The 15,732-nt window shown below is 67.9% G+C and carries 14 protein-coding genes; 11 read left to right on the forward strand and 3 right to left on the reverse strand.

Translation table 11 applies throughout. The features are described 5' to 3' along the window. Positions 1 to 106 precede the first annotated feature (106 nt). Positions 107 to 2,971 carry a preprotein translocase subunit SecA gene (secA, locus tag ABZW96_RS21700; RefSeq protein WP_355077114.1) on the reverse strand — a complete coding sequence of 955 codons (2,865 nt, stop codon included), beginning with the start codon at positions 2,969 to 2,971 and terminating at the stop codon, positions 107 to 109. A gap of 392 nt (positions 2,972 to 3,363) precedes the next feature. Here secA and ABZW96_RS21705 point away from each other — a divergent pair, with 392 nt between their 5' ends. The 7 genes from ABZW96_RS21705 (at position 3,364) to ABZW96_RS21735 (ending at position 10,490) form a co-directional block, all read left to right on the forward strand. Beyond that, positions 3,364 to 4,785, forward strand: coding sequence for a wax ester/triacylglycerol synthase family O-acyltransferase (locus ABZW96_RS21705; protein ID WP_355077116.1), 1,422 nt, complete (start codon positions 3,364 to 3,366; stop codon positions 4,783 to 4,785). Positions 4,786 to 4,825: 40 nt separating this feature from the next. After that, complete coding sequence (locus ABZW96_RS21710) at positions 4,826 to 5,341, forward strand: hypothetical protein (protein ID WP_355077370.1); 516 nt, start codon at positions 4,826 to 4,828, stop codon at positions 5,339 to 5,341. A gap of 125 nt (positions 5,342 to 5,466) precedes the next feature. Continuing rightward, complete coding sequence (locus ABZW96_RS21715) at positions 5,467 to 6,621, forward strand: ferredoxin reductase (RefSeq protein WP_355077117.1); 1,155 nt, start codon at positions 5,467 to 5,469, stop codon at positions 6,619 to 6,621. A 45-nt stretch (positions 6,622 to 6,666) separates the two neighbouring features. Beyond that, complete coding sequence (locus ABZW96_RS21720) at positions 6,667 to 8,103, forward strand: fatty acid desaturase (RefSeq protein ID WP_355077119.1); 1,437 nt, start codon at positions 6,667 to 6,669, stop codon at positions 8,101 to 8,103. 99 nt (positions 8,104 to 8,202) lie between these two features. Further along, on the forward strand, positions 8,203 to 9,459 hold the full coding sequence (locus ABZW96_RS21725) for a fatty acid desaturase (protein WP_355077121.1): 1,257 nt from the start codon (positions 8,203 to 8,205) through the stop codon (positions 9,457 to 9,459). A gap of 103 nt (positions 9,460 to 9,562) precedes the next feature. Further along, a complete protein-coding gene (gene bluB, locus ABZW96_RS21730; protein WP_355077372.1) occupies positions 9,563 to 10,183 on the forward strand; it encodes a 5,6-dimethylbenzimidazole synthase in 621 nt (206 codons plus the stop codon). Between the two features lie 136 nt (positions 10,184 to 10,319). Continuing rightward, the gene (locus ABZW96_RS21735; RefSeq protein ID WP_355077123.1) at positions 10,320 to 10,490 is read left to right on the forward strand and encodes a hypothetical protein; all 171 of its coding nucleotides are present in this window, start codon (positions 10,320 to 10,322) and stop codon (positions 10,488 to 10,490) included. A 33-nt stretch (positions 10,491 to 10,523) separates the two neighbouring features. Here the strand turns inward: ABZW96_RS21735 and ABZW96_RS21740 are convergent, their stop codons facing one another. Next, on the reverse strand, positions 10,524 to 11,816 hold the full coding sequence (locus ABZW96_RS21740) for an acetyl-CoA C-acyltransferase (protein WP_355077125.1): 1,293 nt from the start codon (positions 11,814 to 11,816) through the stop codon (positions 10,524 to 10,526). Between the two features lie 305 nt (positions 11,817 to 12,121). Here ABZW96_RS21740 and ABZW96_RS21745 point away from each other — a divergent pair, with 305 nt between their 5' ends. From ABZW96_RS21745 to ABZW96_RS21760, 4 genes are read left to right on the forward strand one after another with little or no spacing between them, the layout of a single operon-like run. Next, complete coding sequence (locus ABZW96_RS21745; RefSeq protein WP_355077127.1) at positions 12,122 to 12,823, forward strand: helix-turn-helix transcriptional regulator; 702 nt, start codon at positions 12,122 to 12,124, stop codon at positions 12,821 to 12,823. Between the two features lie 10 nt (positions 12,824 to 12,833). Continuing rightward, a complete protein-coding gene (locus ABZW96_RS21750; RefSeq protein ID WP_355077128.1) occupies positions 12,834 to 13,271 on the forward strand; it encodes a hypothetical protein in 438 nt (145 codons plus the stop codon). A gap of 47 nt (positions 13,272 to 13,318) precedes the next feature. Beyond that, positions 13,319 to 13,843, forward strand: a complete 525-nt coding sequence (locus tag ABZW96_RS21755; protein ID WP_355077130.1) for a hypothetical protein — start codon at positions 13,319 to 13,321, stop codon at positions 13,841 to 13,843. Continuing rightward, positions 13,840 to 14,997 (forward strand): MAB_1171c family putative transporter, encoded by a 1,158-nt coding sequence (locus tag ABZW96_RS21760; protein WP_355077132.1) that lies wholly within the window; start codon positions 13,840 to 13,842, stop codon positions 14,995 to 14,997. The genes ABZW96_RS21755 and ABZW96_RS21760 overlap by 4 nt, the downstream gene beginning before the upstream one ends. Here the strand turns inward: ABZW96_RS21760 and raiA are convergent. Then, a complete protein-coding gene (raiA, locus tag ABZW96_RS21765) occupies positions 14,973 to 15,653 on the reverse strand; it encodes a ribosome-associated translation inhibitor RaiA (protein WP_355077374.1) in 681 nt (226 codons plus the stop codon). The genes ABZW96_RS21760 and raiA overlap by 25 nt on opposite strands. Between the last annotated feature and the right edge of the window lie 79 nt (positions 15,654 to 15,732).

Genomic DNA, 15,732 nt, shown 5'->3' on the forward strand with positions numbered 1-15,732 from the left:
ACACGCGCAGACACGACGGTAAAATCCCCCTTGCGAAGACGCTTCGGCATACGGAAAACAACGAAGGCGCCCAGGAAAACCCTGAGCGCCTTCGTGATTCAGCGGATCAGTGACGGCGGCGCGACTTCGGGCCGCGGCGGCCCTTCGCCTCCGCGCGGGCCGCCTCGCGGCGCTCGCGACGGGTGGGCTGCGGCCCACCGTCCACGCCGTATTCCTCGGCGTCGCTGTGCACGGCGGCGCGGCCGCCCTCGTCGGGGCCGGAGTAGCTGAAACCGCGCGGGGCGGTGTCATCGATACCCCTGGCGCGCAGGGCCGCCGGTGCGGCGTGGCCGTTGGCGACCTGAGCCTCCTCGGTGGGCAGCGGGCGCGGGGCGGTCATCGCTCCGACCGGCGAACGAAGACCCTGGCCGACGGCGACGCCCTCCGGCTGCGGCTGCTGCACCTCGACCTGCAGGTTGAACAGGAAGCCGACCGACTCCTCCTTCAGGCCGTCGAGCATCGCGGTGAACATGTCGAAGCCCTCGCGCTGGTACTCCACCAACGGGTCGCGCTGCGCCATGGCCCGCAGACCGATGCCCTCCTTGAGGTAGTCCATCTCGTAGAGATGCTCACGCCACTTGCGGTCGAGCACCGACAGCAGCACCTGCCGTTCCAGATTGCGCATGCTGCCCTCGCCCGCCAGACCGTCGATCTCGGCCTCGCGGCGCTCGTAGGCGTCGTGCGCGTCGTCCAGCAGCGCCTCGAGCAACTCCTCGCGCGTGAGCTCGCCCGCCTCGCCGACCTCGGTCTCGCCGGTCAGGTCCCGGTAGTCCAGGCTCACCGGGTACAGCGTCTTCAGCGCCGTCCACAGCTTCTCCAGATCCCAGTCCTCGACATAGCCCTCGGCGGTGGCGCCGTCCACGTAGGCGGTGATCACATCGGTGATCATGCTCTGGACCTGGCCCTCCATGTCCTCGCCGCGCAAGATCCGATCGCGCTCGCCGTAGATGACGGTGCGCTGCTGGTTCATCACCTCGTCGTACTTGAGCACGTTCTTGCGGATCTCGAAGTTCTGCTGCTCGACCTGCGTCTGCGCGCTCTTGATGGCCTTGGAGACCATCTTCGCCTCGATCGGCACGTCGTCGGGCAGGTTCAGCCGCGTCATGATCGCTTCCAGCGCGGCGCCGTTGAATCGGCGCATCAGCTCGTCGCCCAGCGACAGGTAGAAGCGGGACTCCCCCGGGTCGCCCTGTCGGCCGGAGCGGCCGCGCAGCTGGTTGTCGATGCGGCGCGACTCGTGCCGCTCGGTGCCCAGCACATAGAGGCCGCCCGCCTCGCGCACCAACTCGGCGTCCTCGGCGGTCTGGGCCTTGACCTGGTCCAGGGTGGGCAGCCAGGCGCGCTCGTAGTCCTCCGGCGTCTCGACCGGGTCCAGCCCCTGCTTGCGCAGCAGGATGTCGGCGATGATGTCCGGGTTGCCGCCGAGCACGATGTCGGTACCGCGGCCTGCCATGTTCGTCGCGACGGTCACCGCGCCCGGCCGACCCGCCTCGGCGATGATCTCCGCTTCCTTCTCGTGGAACTTCGCGTTCAGCACGTTGTGCGGAATGCCGCGCTTGGTGAACTGCTTGGACAGGTACTCCGAGCGCTCGACGCTGGTGGTGCCGATCAGCACCGGCTGGCCGTTCTCATGCCGCTCGGTGACGTCGTCGACCACGGCGGAGAACTTCGCCTCTTCCGTCTTGTAGATCAGATCGGACTGGTCGGCGCGGATCATCGGCTTGTTGGTCGGGATGGGCACCACGCCGAGGCTGTAGATCTGGTGCAGCTCGGCGGCCTCGGTCTCGGCGGTACCGGTCATGCCGGACAACTTGTCGTAGAGGCGGAAATAGTTCTGCAGGGTGATGGTGGCCAGGGTCTGGTTCTCCGGCTGGATCTCCACCCCTTCCTTGGCCTCGATCGCCTGGTGCATGCCCTCGTTGTAGCGGCGGCCGACCAGGATGCGGCCGGTGAACTCGTCGACGATGATCACCTCGCCGTCGCGGACGATGTAGTCCTTGTCGCGGGTGTAGAGCTCCTTGGCCTTGACGGCGTTGTTCAGGTAGCTCACCAGCGGCGAGTTGGCGGCCTCGTAGAGGTTGTCGATGCCGAGCTGGTCCTCGACGAACTCGACGCCGGCCTCGTGCACGCCGATCGTGCGCTTCTTGATGTCGACCTCGTAGTGCAGGTCCTTCTTCAGCAGCGGCGCGATCCGCGCGAACTCGGCGTACCACTTCGACGAGGCGTCGGCGGGCCCGGAGATGATCAGCGGGGTGCGCGCCTCGTCGATGAGGATGGAGTCGACCTCGTCGACGATGGCGAAGTTGTGCCCGCGCTGCACCAGGTCGTCGAGCGAGTGCGTCATGTTGTCGCGCAGGTAGTCGAAGCCGAACTCGTTGTTCGTGCCGTAGGTGATGTCGGCGTTGTAGGCCACCCGCCGCTGCGCGGGGCTCATGCCGGACAGGATCACGCCGACCTCGAGGCCGAGGAAGCGGTGCACGCGGCCCATCCACTCCGCGTCGCGCTTGGCCAGGTAGTCGTTCACCGTGACGACGTGCACGCCGTCGCCGCTGAGCGCGTTCAGGTAGGCGGGCAGCACACAGGTGAGGGTCTTGCCCTCACCGGTCTTCATCTCGGCGATGTTGCCGGTGTGCAGCGCGGCGCCGCCCATGATCTGCACCTTGTAGTGCTTCTGGCTGAGCACCCGCCAGGACGCCTCCCGCGCGACGGCGAACGCATCGGCCATCAGCTGGCCGAGCGGATCGGTCTCGCCGTCCTCGACCATCTCGGCGTACCGCTCGCGGAACTCGTCGGTTTTGGCCCGTAGCTCCAGGTCGCTGAGGTCCTCGTACTCCGGTTCGAGGGCGAGGACCTGGTCGGCGAAATGCGAGAGCCGCTTGACAATGCGACCCTCACCAATCCGTAGCAACCTCGTCAGTGTCAGCGCAGGCACGGGTCTCGTCAGTCCTCTGGTCGGTGTGTCAAATCGTGTCGTCGGCCCCCGGGCCGGTGCGGCCCACGCGGTTGCGCGGAATCCGCTGCATGCCCCATGGTAATGGTCTGTTGGATGTGCAGCGCCTGCGGCGCTGCGTGGACCTGCCGCGAAGTGGTCGCGCCCCGCTGGAAAAGGTGCCCGGCGGGCCACCCGGACGGTTCGGCCACGCATTCCGGTCCGCCCTGTGATCGAATCGGTTCGCAGAACTCGAGTCGACCAGCGTGTCATGGGCCCCCGGCGCGGGAAAACGTGTACGGAATTCATCAGAAATGCCACAACGGCCGGGCCAACGGTTGATGCGGCAGCACAATGAAGCGGGGGCGGCATCGGGAAAAGGAGTACCGGGCAGCGTGATCACGAGACTGACGCCGCAAGACACGGCCTTCTACCGGCTCGAGTCGAGCAGCAATCCGATCCATATCGGCTCTCTCGCGATCGTGCGGAACACCGATCCCGGCGACAGCTCGGGCGCGCCGATCCTGGACTACGACCGGTTGGTCGATCTCGTCGAGAGCAGGCTCTCGCTGGTACCGAGATACCGGCGCAAAGTGCGGGAGATCCCGCTGTCGCTGGGGCGGCCGGTCTGGGTCGAGGACAGCCGTTTCGACATCACCTACCACATCAGGCGTTCGGCGCTGCCCGGTCCCGGCACCGACGAACAGCTGCACGACCTGGTCGCCCGCCTCGTCTCCCACCCCTTGGACCCGGCCCGGCCGCTGTGGGAGATGTACCTGATCGAACGGCTGTCCGACGGCCGCTGCGCCATCTTCACCAAGACGCATTCCGCTCTGGTGGACGGGGACACCGCGCTCGAGATCGGCCATGTGATCCTCGACGCGGGGCCCGCTCCCCGCGAACTGGCCTGCGACGACTGGATCGCGCCGCGCGAACCCGGTGAGATGGAACTGCTGGTCGGCGCGCTCGCACACCTCGCCGCACAGCCGCGCAAAGCCCTCGAGGTCGCCCGGGAGGCGAGCGCGGGCGCGTTCGCAGTGGTCGGGACGGCGGGCAAGGCGGTCGAGTCGGTGGTCGCCGCCGTGCGCACCGCGGCGACCGGTGCGCCCGCCAGCCCCCTGAACACGCGTACCTCGCGAAACCGGCGCTTCGACGTGGTGCGCACCGACCTGGCGGATTACCGGACGATCCGCAAGCGGTTCGGCTGCTCGACCAACGACGCCATCCTCGCCGTGGTCACCGGCGCTCTGCGCAACTGGCTGCTGTCGCGCGGGGAAGCGCTCACCGAGTCCACCACGCTGCGAGCTGTGGTGCCGATGTCGGTGTACGTCGAGGGAAACGAGGGCGACCAGACGCACTCGGCGAGCGAGGTGTCGTCGTTCCTGATCGATCTGCCGGTGGGCGAACCGAACCCGGTGATGCGGTTGTCGCACATCGCGCACGCCTCCGAACTCAACGGTCGTCAGCGGCGCGGCGTCCGCGCGCGTACGCTCGTGCACCTGGCCGGTTTCGCTCCGGCCAGCCTGCATGCGATGAGTGTGCGAGCGGCGAGTACGTTCGCAGAACACACGTTCAATCTGGTGATCACCAACGCGCCGGGTCCGCAGGCGCCGATGTACATCGGCGGCGCGCGGATGCTGGAGATGTACCCGGTGTCGCCACTGCTGCGCAATCAGGCGTCGAGTATCGGGATCACGTCCTACGACGGGCGTGTCTTCTACGGTCTCAACGCCGACCGCGACGCGATGGCCGACATCGGCGTGCTCGCCACGGCGGTGCGCGATTCCATGGAGGAGATGCTCGGTGCCTGCGTCTGATCAGAAGAAGCTGCGGGTCTACATCCCGGCCACGGTGCCGATGCTGCGCGATCTGGTCGGCAACCGTGAGCTGGCCCCCGTCGGCGGGACCGCGTTCGCGGTGACGCCCGCGCTGCGCGAGGCCTACGCCTCCGGCGACGACGAGGAACTCGGCGAAGTCGCCATGAACGAGGCCGCGCGCGCCTCGCTGCGACTGCTGGCCGCCGAACGCGAGGCGATCGGATCGGAGGACTCCGACGACGAGGCCGCGCCGGCGGCGGGCGGTAACCCGGTTTACCGCCGTGCGGTGATCGCCGCCGACGTGACCGGCGCGAAGCTGCGGCCCGACCTCGACGACGCGGTGGTCCGGCTGGCGGGCCCGATCGGCTACCAGCAGATCGCCTCGGTGCACGTCGACCTGGCCGACGCCGAACCACAGGTTGCCAAGGCCGTCGACGTGGTGGACGCGGCCGATCTCGGCGACACCGACGCCGAGTTCGTCCTCGGCGACGCCGAGGACCATCAATTGGCCTGGTACGCGGCCCAAGAGCTGCCGTTTCTGCTCGAGCTCCTCTGAATCGCCGCGGCGGGCGCCCCACTGACCTGCCGCCGTAACCTACGATGCCGTAACCTTGCTGGCGAGGCCTCCGATCGGCGAGACGGCGGCCCGCGCATCCGACGACAGGGAGACCAACGGCAGCGATGGGTTCGAAAATTGGGAGCTCCGTGCGAAGCGTCCGTGCGTGGCTGGAGGCGCCCGCCGCGAGCGTCGCCGAGCGCGGCGGCAAGCTGAACGTGCTGCGCGGAGCCTTTGCGCGCGTGACCACACCGCTGCTGCCCGACGACTACCTGCACCTGGCCAACCCGCTGTGGTCGGCTCGCGAGCTGCGGGGACGCATCGTCGAGGTACGCAAGGAGACCGCCGATTCCGCGACGCTGGTGATCCAGCCGGGATGGGGCTTCGACTTCAAATACCAGCCCGGCCAGTACATCGGCATCGGCATCCTGGTGGACGGCCGCTGGCATTGGCGCTCATATTCGCTGACCTGTCCGCCGAATTGGTCCGACCCCGGCCACGGCGGCAAGCGGCTGATCTCCATCGCCGTGAAGGCGATGCCGGAAGGCTTCCTGTCCAGCCACCTGGTCAGCGGCGTGCCGGTCGGCACCGTCGTCCGGCTCGCCGCCCCGCAGGGCGGTTTCGTACTGCCGTCCCCGCCGCCGGAGAAGGTGCTGTTCCTCACCGCGGGCAGCGGCGTCACGCCGGTGATCGCCATGCTGCGCGCGATGGACCGCCGCGAGGTGTTCACCGACGTGGTGCACCTGCACTCCGCGCGCACTTCCGACGACGTGATGTTCGGCGCGGAGCTGGGCGCGCTGCGCGACCGCAATCCCGGCTTCGACACCCGCCTGCATCTCACCGCCGAGCGGGGCAAATTCGCCCTCGCCGATCTCGACACCGAGATTCCCGACTGGCGCGAACGCCAGACCTGGGCGTGCGGCCCGGCCGGAATGCTCGACGAGATCGAGAACCACTGGCGCGACGCGGGGCTGTCGGACCGGCTGCACGTGGAGCGCTTCGAGATCGAACGCTCCGCGGTCGGTGCGGGCGGCACGGTCACCTTCGGCAAGACCGGTCGCAGCGTCGCGGCCGACGGCGCGACCAGCCTGCTCGAGGCCGGTGAGTCCGCCGGTGTTCAGATGCCGTTCGGCTGCCGGATGGGCATCTGCCAGACCTGCGTGGTCACCTTGAGTTCCGGACACGCGCGCGACCTGCGCAACGGTGAGGAGCGCCGCGAAGGCGACAAGGTGCAGACCTGCATCTCGGCGGCGGCGGGCGACTGCACCCTGGACGTCTAGTCCGGCAGGTACCCTCGAGGTGTATCGAGTAGGGAAAGGACCCCGGTGGCCATCACCGACATCAAGACGTTCGCGCATCTCACGGCGGCCGATATCGAGACACTGGGGCAGGAACTCGATTCCATCCGGCGTTCGGTGGAGCTGTCGCGCGGCGAGCGCGACGCGAAGTACATCCGGCGCACGATCGCGGCGCAACGCGGTCTCGAGGTAGCCGCCCGGGTGGTGCTGTTCGGCAGCCGCAACCGCTGGGCCTGGCTGGCAGGCACCGCGATGCTGTCGGTGGCCAAGATCATCGAGAACATGGAGCTCGGGCACAACGTCAGCCACGGGCAATGGGACTGGATGAACGACCCGGAGATCCACTCCAGTTCGTGGGAGTGGGACATGACCGGCCCCTCCGCGCAGTGGCGCCGGGCGCACAACTACTCCCACCACACCTACACGAATGTGCTGGGCAAGGACGAGGACCTCGGTTTCGGCATCCTCCGGATGACCCGGGACGAGCAGTGGCGGCCGATCCATCTGGTGCAGCCGCTGGCGAACTTGCTGCTCGCCGCGACCTTCGAGTGGGGCATCGCGCTGCACGACTGGAGCATCGACAAGGAGCTGTCGGACACCCCGCGCTGGGAGGTCGCCTCCGGTCCGAACGTGGAGTTCGCCCGCAAGATCTGCCGTCAGGTGGCCAAGGACTACCTCATCCATCCCGCGCTGACGGGTCCGGCGTTCAAGCACACGCTGAAGGCCAACGCGATGGCGAACCTGGTGCGCAATCTGTGGGCGTACGCGGTGATCTTCTGCGGGCACTTCCCCGACGGCGCGGAGAAGTTCACCGTCGAACAGCTGGAGAACGAGACCAGCGGCGAGTGGTATCTGCGCCAGATGCTCGGCAGCGCGAACTTCGAAGCGGGGCCCGCCATGGCGTTCATGAGCGGCAACCTCTGCTACCAGATCGAGCACCATCTGTTCCCCGACCTGCCGAGCAACCGGTATCAGGAGATCGCGGTACGGGTGCGCGAGCTGTGCGACAAGTACGACCTGCCCTACACCACCGGATCGCTGGGCAAGCAGTATCTGCTGGCCTTCCGCACGATCCACAAGCTGGCCCTGCCGGACCGGTTCCTCAAGGCCACCGCCGACAACGCGCCGGAGACCTCCTCCGAGCGCAAGTTCGCCGGTATCACGCTGCCGTCGCTCGGCGCGGAGTCCACGCACTGGCTGCGCGTCGATCCGGAGACCGGTGAGCGGCGCGGCCTGCGTTCGGCGCTGCACGAGGCGAAGATCGCGCTGCGCGAGAAGGCGCGGCAGGAGAAGGAGATGCTCCGCGAGGCCAAGGCGGCCCTACAGGAGAAGGCCGAACACGAGCGGCAGGTGCTGCGCGAGGCCAAGCTCGCGTTCCAGGAACGGGCCCGTCATGAACAAGCGGCGCTGCGCGAAAAAGCGAAGCGGGACAGGCGTTTTCGCTTTCCGGGCAGGGCGCGCTAACCTACCATTCGACAGCCGGGATCGCAATAAGGTATTTGACACATCCGTGCGGCGCACCTCGCAACCTACGGTTTCGTAACTTACGGTAAAGTAACCCGCATGGCGATCTCGGATGTCAAGGAATACGCGCACCTCACCGAGGCCGACGTGGAAGCACTCGGCGCGGAATTCGACGCGATCCGGCGGGAAATCGAAGCCTCGCGCGGCGCACGCGACGCGAAGTACATCCGCAACGTCATCCGGTTGCAGCGCGTTCTCGAGATCGGCGGCCGTGCGGTGCTCTTCGCGAGCCCGAAGCGCCCCGCGTGGCTGGCAGGCGTCGCACTGCTCGGCACCGCCAAGATCATCGAGAACATGGAGATCGGGCACAACGTCATGCACGGGCAGTGGGACTGGATGAACGATCCGGAGATCCACTCCAGCTCGTGGGAGTGGGACAACACCGGCGCGGCCAAGCACTGGAAGCACACCCACAACTACCTGCATCACAAGTACACCAACGTGCTCGGCATGGACGACGACATCGGCTACGGCCTACTGCGGGTGACCCGCGACCAGCGCTGGAAGCCGTTCAACCTGGGCAACCCGGTCTACAACCTGCTGTTGCAGCTGTTCTTCGAGTACGGCGTCGCCATCCAGCACCTGGAGCTGGGCAAACTGGTGGCGGGCCGGTACAAGCCCGGCTCCCCCGAACGGGCCGAGTTCGAGCGCAAGCGCGACGAGGCGCTCACCAAGATGGGCAAGCAGGTCCTCAAGGACTACGTGGTCTTCCCTGCCCTCACCGGTCCCGCGTTCTTCTCCACGCTGACGGCCAACCTGGCCGCGAACGCGATCCGAAACGTCTGGTCCAACGCGGTGATCTTCTGCGGGCACTTCCCCGACGGGGCGGAGAAGTTCACCAAGGCCGATATCGACGGCGAAACGCACGGCCAGTGGTACCTGCGCCAGATGCTCGGCAGCGCCAACATCTCCGGCGGCCCGGTCATGCACTTCATGACCGGCAATCTGAGTCACCAGATCGAACACCACCTGTTCCCCGATCTGCCGAGCAACCGGTACGCCGACATCGCCGTGCGGGTGCGCGAGCTGGCCGACAAGTACGACCTGCCCTACACCACCGGCTCGCTGCCGGTGCAGTACTTCAAGGCGTGGCGCACCATCCTCAAACTGGCGTTGCCGAACAAGTACCTGCGGGCCACCGCCGACGATGCGCCCGAGACCGCCTCGGAACGCAAGTTCGGGGGCCACACCGCCGCCTCCATCGATCCGGTGACGGGCCGCCGCCGCGGTCTGCGCACCGCGCTCGCCGGGGGACGGCGGCGGCTGGCCCGGCGCCGCGTGTCCGCGGCAGGCTGACTTCCACTCCCGCCACGCCGCGGTCGGTCGGCGACGCAGGAGCCAACGCCGTGTGCGGCGAGTTCGCCGGGTTTGATTGACTCGGGCGGTGCATGCTGAAGTTCTGAGCGTCTACGAGGCCATCCGGCGCCGTCGTGACGTACGCGCGGAGTTCACCGGCGAACTCGTCGACGATGCGACACTGTGGCGGCTGCTGGATGCCGCGCACCGGGCGCCGAGCGTCGGGAATTCGCAGCCCTGGGATTTCGTGGTGGTCCGCGAGCCGGCGACGCTGCGCGAGTTCGCCGAACACGTGGCACAGAAGCGCATCGAGTTCCGCGACGCGCTGCCACCCGAGCGCGCCGCCACCTTCGAGCCGATCAAGATCGAGGGCATTTCGGAGAGCGGTACCGGGATCGTGGTCTGCTACGACCACGATCGCGGCGGGCCGCAGGTGCTCGGCCGGGCCACGGTGCCCGAAACCGGTGTCTACTCCGCGGTTCTCGCCATCCAGAACCTTTGGCTGGCCGCCACCGCCGAAGGCATCGGCGTGGGGTGGGTGTCGTTCTACGATCCCGGTTTCCTGTCCGATCTGATCGGCCTCCCGGAGGGCGTCCGCACGGTCGCCTGGCTGTGCGTCGGGCCGGTGCGCGAGTTCCAGCGCATTCCCGATCTGGAGCGCTTCGGCTGGCGCGCGGGCAGACCCCTCACGGACGCGGTGCACCGCGAGACCTATCGGGGCTGACCTTCCGCGCATCGTTACCCAAATGTGCGGATCGTTCATGCTTCAATCGGATCCCCACTGGGTACGACAAGGGCGAAACTGTCACTTACGCAGTGCGCTTCATCGTGGTTTTCGTCGGTTCCAGGAGGTTTGTGCAATGGCCAATGTCGATGCTGTTCGGCTGTCCAGCGAGCTGGGCATCGATCTGGCACAGGCGACGTTGCGCCTGCGTCGAGAAGGCGTCCCCGGCGAGACCAAGCACCAGACCTGTCTGCGCATCCTCGCGGACGAGGGGCGCAAGCGCCGGGGCTTCACAGGCAAGACCTGAGAGAGGCTCCGGCAGGGCCACTCATACGTCGCCTCAGACGCGTTCGAGCACCGCCGATGCGCCGATGCCGCCCGCGGCGCAGATACCGAGCAGGGCCGCGTTCTTGCCCGTGCGAGTCAGTTCGTTGGCCATGGTGGTCACCATGCGCGCCCCGGTGGCGCCGAACGGGTGACCGAGCGAGATCGAGCCGCCGTGCACGTTCAGCTTGTCGACGTCCACCTCGCCGACGGCGGTATCGCGATCCAGCCTGGTCTTGGCCCATTCGTCGCTGGCCAGTGCGGTAAGCACCGCCAAGGTCTGGGCGGCGAAGGCCTCGTGGATATCCACGAGATCGACGTCGGCCAAGGACATTCCGGCGTTCTCCAGCGCGCGTGGCATCGAGATGGCCGGCCCGATTAGCACCTGATCGGCCGGGTCGACGCTCACGTAGCTCCACGACCGGAACGCCGCCAGCGGCCGATATCCGAGGGCGTGCGCTTTCTCTTCGCTCATCAGCAGCACCGCGGCGGCACCGTCGGTGAGCGGGCTGGCGTTGCCAGCGGTCACGCTGCCGTCGGCGGCGAAAACCGGTTTCAGCGCGGCCAGTTTCGCGACGCTGGTGTCGCCGCGCACCAGACCGTCGCGCCGGATCTCCGCGTCTTCGGGCGTGCGGATCCGCAGCACCTCGTCATCGAACCGGCCGGAGTCGATGGCGGCCGCCGCGCGGTGATGCGAGCGGGCGGCGAACTCGTCCTGGTCCGCGCGGCTCACGCCGTGGATACGAGCCATCTTCTCGGCCGACTCGCCCATCACCTCGCCGGTGGTGCGCTCGGCGATCTTGGGCCTGCTCGGTAGCAGGTCGGTGAACGGCGCCAAGCGCGCGACCGCGGACAAGTAGTCCTTCGGCTTCGGCTTGCCCAGCGCCAGCGGCGCCGCCGCGTGCACGACCTTTTGCGGCAGCTTGACCTCGGCGTTGGAGGTGGAATCGCTGCCGCCCGCGATCATGACGTCGTATTCGCCCCGCTCGATCGCGGCCGCCGCCGACGTGACCGCCTGCAGACCGGAGGCGCAGGCCCTGGTCACGGTGTAGCCCTCACAGCCCGGGTCCAGCGCCAGGTCCAACGCGACTTCGCGGGCGATGTTCGGCGCCGCGCTGGGCAGGATGACCCCGCCCCACACGATCGCCTCCACTTCCGCACCGGGCAGCCCGGTGCGCTCCAGCAGTCCACGGACCGCGGCATCGGCCAGCGCGATGGAGTCCATCCGGGTGTATCCGGTGAACGCACGCAGGAACGGCGTGCGCGCACCGGACACGATCACAGCACGGCGAGCAGCTCTGGTGGCCATGCGATTTCCTTTCGAAAGCCTGGGACCACCAAACTTACTTCAAAGTAAGTTCACCGTCGACCCCCTTCGCCGACGGTGAACCCCGACGCAGCGACGATCCCCTCCACCGCCGCTGAACCGGTCCGCCGCGCGCCGTTGCGCGACGGACCGAGACGCCCGTCCCGGCGAACGCCCCTGCCCGTCCCGGAACCGTCGCATGCACTCCGTCATCCGACGCAAAGAACCGTAACAAACTTTCGACTAACTTTCCAAATAGTTTCTATTTGTTTGCCTTGAGCCTCCCATCGGCTTACCATGAACGCACTATGCATAGCCCTTCGGAGCTGTCGCGGCAGAAGAGATTCGGGCGAATCATCAAAGAACGCCGGGACGAGCTCGGCCTCACCCAGCTACAGATCGGCGACCTCGGGGGACCTTCGGCGCCGACCATCAGGAAGATCGAGGACGGCGAAGCGACCATCAGCATGCAGACGCTGAACAAGCTCGACGCGCCGCTGCGATGGCTGCCGGGCAGTGCCGCACGCACCTACGCGGGCGGCGTACCCGCCGCCGACGAACCCGCGAACTCCGCGCGCGGCGCGGGCGACTCGGTGGTGGCGGGGCCGGACGCGATCCGCTTCGAAATCTCCGACCTGACCGGCCTTCTCGCGGCATCGGGCAGTCTCAACGACGCCGTCGAGCACGGCCGCACCACCGACCCGCAGGTGGTCGCCGCGATCGCGGAACTCAACCGGGTGGTCTCCAAGCTGTCGGCGCGATACGCGACCGCCATGCTCGAACGCAACGGTGGACCGGGCAAGCAGTTGCATCCGCTGGTGGAAATGGCCTTCGCGCACTTGCTCGCGGTCCCCGCGGAGTCCAGCGACCCCGACGAGCTACAGGAACGCCGGTACCGCCGCTGGCTGGCCGGTCGATCGGAGGATATCGATGCAGCGACCGAAGCCCGATTCCGCGCACGCTGGCTGGCGGCCAACCTGGCCACGACAGCGGTTCGAAACGGCGAGTGACGAGGCAGCCATGACCGACCACGGATCGAATCGCCCGGAGCTGACCCTCAGCCACAAGATCAATCGGCTGTTCTCCGTCGTGCACCCGCGCAACGCACCGGAACGCAGCACCGAATCCGTCGCCGAGCAGATCGGCGAATTCCTCGGTCGCACGGTGCCGCCCGGTTACCTGGAGCGCCTGCGCGACGGCGAGTTCGACGACCGGAACGCGGGCGCCACAGCGGATGTCGAGATCCTCGCGGCGGTGGCGCGCAGTTTCGGCGTGGCGGCCGACTATCTGCTCACCCGCGGACCCGCGGCGGACGCGATCGACCGGGAACTCGAACTCCTCGCCACCATGCGAGACGCGAACGTCGCCAGCGTCGCGCTGCGCGGTTCGAACATCGATCGGGCCATGCTCGCCAGGATCATCCAGAGCACCGAAGGATCGATGCCGCCGAGTCGGTAACATGCTTCCCTACATGGGCCACTGAGCTTTTGTAGGAGACCGATCACATGGCCATCCAGGCCCGGTTCCGGAGCTTGACCCGGGACCTCCCGATACCCCACCCATGGAATCTGCAGACCTACCTCGATGCCGTCGCGGCGCACCGTGGTCGCAGCATCAGCCTGTTGCCGATCGATACCGCGCTGCTCGCAGGCACCGGTTGCGGCACGGGCAGCGGCCTGTGGATCGCGAAGCAGGACAGCGACGTCATCGTCTACGGCGCGGACACCACCGAATGGCATGCCGAGCACATCATCGTGCACGAACTCGGGCACATGTTGCTCGGGCACGGCCCGGAGCAGCACCGGCCCGGTGAGCCGCCCGCGGGCACGCCGACGGTGGCGGCGGTCGCCGACCTGCTGCCCTCGATCTCGCCCGAGTCGATCGCCCACGTGCTCGGCCGCACCGACTACGGCACCCTGCGCGAGCGCGACGCGGAGACCTTCGCCGACATGGTGATGCTGCACGCCATGCGTCCACCGCGTCGCGATTCGCTGCTGCACCGCACGTTCTTCCGCGACCGGCGGCGGTGAACTCGCCGATCCCCGCGCCGATCGCGATACCGCTGATCGTCTTCGTCGCGGTGGTCGTCCTCGGACGGTTGATCGTGCTGCACCACGCCGCCGTCGACCGGCTGCTCAATCGAGCCTTGCTGTGGGGTACGGCCACGCTGGTCCTGCTCGAGCGCGGCGTCGCTCCGGGGATCGGCAGTCTGCTGCACCAGCTTTCGATGGTCACACTGCTGATGGAGGTGGCCGGTCTGTACGGTGCGGCCCGGCTGTGGTCGGGCGCCGACCCGGTCTCCGCATCGGCTCGGCAGCGGGTCTACGACTTCACCGGACTGGTGGGTGGCGCGATCATCCTTGCCGTCGGCACTCCGGCCCGACAGGAGGGCAGGCTGCTGGGGCAAGCATCGGACTGGCCGACGGTAGTGGTCTGGTCGATCCTGTGGCTTCCGCTGCTCGCCGCCGGTCGGCTGGCCTGGCGCGCGGCACTGCGCGAATTGCGCTCGGCCGAATCCACCGCCGCCGAACGGATCGTCTACGCGACCCTGCTGGCGACGCTGGTCGTCGGTTCCGCGGGCCTGGTCGTCTCCGCCGTGCGGCTGGCGGCGCCTGGTACGGCCGCGGACCCGGCCATGGTGCGCTGGGCGGCACCGACTTTCGCCGCCTCGACGCTCGGCGCGGCGCTGCTCGCCGTGCCGCTGCTCGCCGGGCTGCGGGCCCGCGCGGGCTGGGACCGCGCCGGACGGTACTGCCGTCGCCTGCGGCCGCTGTGGCGCGATCTCACCGCGGCCGTGCCCGAGGTCGTGCTCGAGCCGGACATCCCCCTCGGATCCGAAGCGCGGCTGATCCGGATGACGGTGGAGATCCGCGATGCCCTGATGCACCTGCGGCACTACCTGCCCGGGGAGACGAGCCGGCCGGACTACGTGGAACAGATCGTGCAGGCCATCGCCGCGAAGACGAACGGCGCGGCCGTGACCCCGCGGCAGTTCGACCAGCCCGTGCGGCTGCCCGTCGGCGACATCGACTCGGATCTGCGGCTGCTGCTCGCGCTGGCCCGCCGCTGGCACGCCGAGGGCGCATCGACGAAAATCTCCGGGCATCCGGCCGGTGAGCCGAATGCCCGGAGAAGTGGGGACGGGTGGTTTCCGTTTCGTCAGGCCAGGCGGATCAGGCCGTAGTCGAAGGCGTGACGACGGTAGACCACCGAAGGCCGGTCGGTCTCTTTGTCCTGGAACAGGAAGAAGTCGTGGCCGACGAGCTCCATTTGGTACAGGGCATCATCGACGGACATCGGCGTCGCCGCGTGCTCCTTCGTGCGCACGATGTGGCCGGGACCCTCCTCGTATTCCGGTTCCCGCTCTTGGTGCGCGTGGGCGGCGCCGGACTCGGCGAGCCGGTCGAACAGGGAGTCGTCCACCAGATCGGCAGTGGCCTGGGCGACCGACAGCGGCGTCTTGTCGCCGTAGTGCACCCGGCGCCGGTCCTTGGTGCGGCGCAGTCTGCTCTCCATCTTCGCGGTAACCGACTCGAATGCGGCGTAGAAGCTGTCCGCGCAGGCCTCAGCCCGCACGACGGGACCCTTTCCGCGCGCGGTGATTTCGACGCGCTGACAGTTCTTGCGCTGACGACGGTTGCGCTCGTGGAACAGCTCGACGTCGAAGAGGAAGATCGACGGGTCGAAGCGTTCTAATCGGGAGAGTTTTTCCGCGACGTAGATACGAAAATGATCGGGCACCTCGACGTTGCGGCCCTTCACCACGATGTCGCCGCGCGGCGCTCGTGGTCGTTCCGCAGTGGGTTGCTCGAGTGCTTCCTGGGTGCTGGGCTCCAGCACCGAAGCAGCGGGATCTTTCACTGAAGGTCGTGAAGAAGTCGTCACGCGTACCTCCCGGATCTGGCCGCACCGACCGATT

It is taken from the genome of Nocardia sp. NPDC004168 (assembly GCF_040610355.1).
GTDB lineage: Bacteria > Actinomycetota > Actinomycetes > Mycobacteriales > Mycobacteriaceae > Nocardia > Nocardia sichangensis.

What these genes read in the sequence shown, in the direction of transcription:
- ABZW96_RS21710 (WP_355077370.1), top strand. Translation starts at nt 4,826, where the DNA reads ATGCTGCGCGATCTGGTCGGCAACCGTGAGCTGGCCCCCGTCGGCGGG.
- ABZW96_RS21715 (WP_355077117.1), top strand. Translation starts at nt 5,467, where the DNA reads ATGGGTTCGAAAATTGGGAGCTCCGTGCGAAGCGTCCGTGCGTGGCTG.
- ABZW96_RS21725 (WP_355077121.1), top strand. Translation starts at nt 8,203, where the DNA reads ATGGCGATCTCGGATGTCAAGGAATACGCGCACCTCACCGAGGCCGAC.
- ABZW96_RS21735 (WP_355077123.1), top strand. Translation starts at nt 10,320, where the DNA reads ATGGCCAATGTCGATGCTGTTCGGCTGTCCAGCGAGCTGGGCATCGAT.
- ABZW96_RS21740 (WP_355077125.1), bottom strand. Translation starts at nt 11,816, where the DNA reads ATGGCCACCAGAGCTGCTCGCCGTGCTGTGATCGTGTCCGGTGCGCGC.
- ABZW96_RS21745 (WP_355077127.1), top strand. Translation starts at nt 12,122, where the DNA reads ATGCATAGCCCTTCGGAGCTGTCGCGGCAGAAGAGATTCGGGCGAATC.
- ABZW96_RS21750 (WP_355077128.1), top strand. Translation starts at nt 12,834, where the DNA reads ATGACCGACCACGGATCGAATCGCCCGGAGCTGACCCTCAGCCACAAG.
- ABZW96_RS21755 (WP_355077130.1), top strand. Translation starts at nt 13,319, where the DNA reads ATGGCCATCCAGGCCCGGTTCCGGAGCTTGACCCGGGACCTCCCGATA.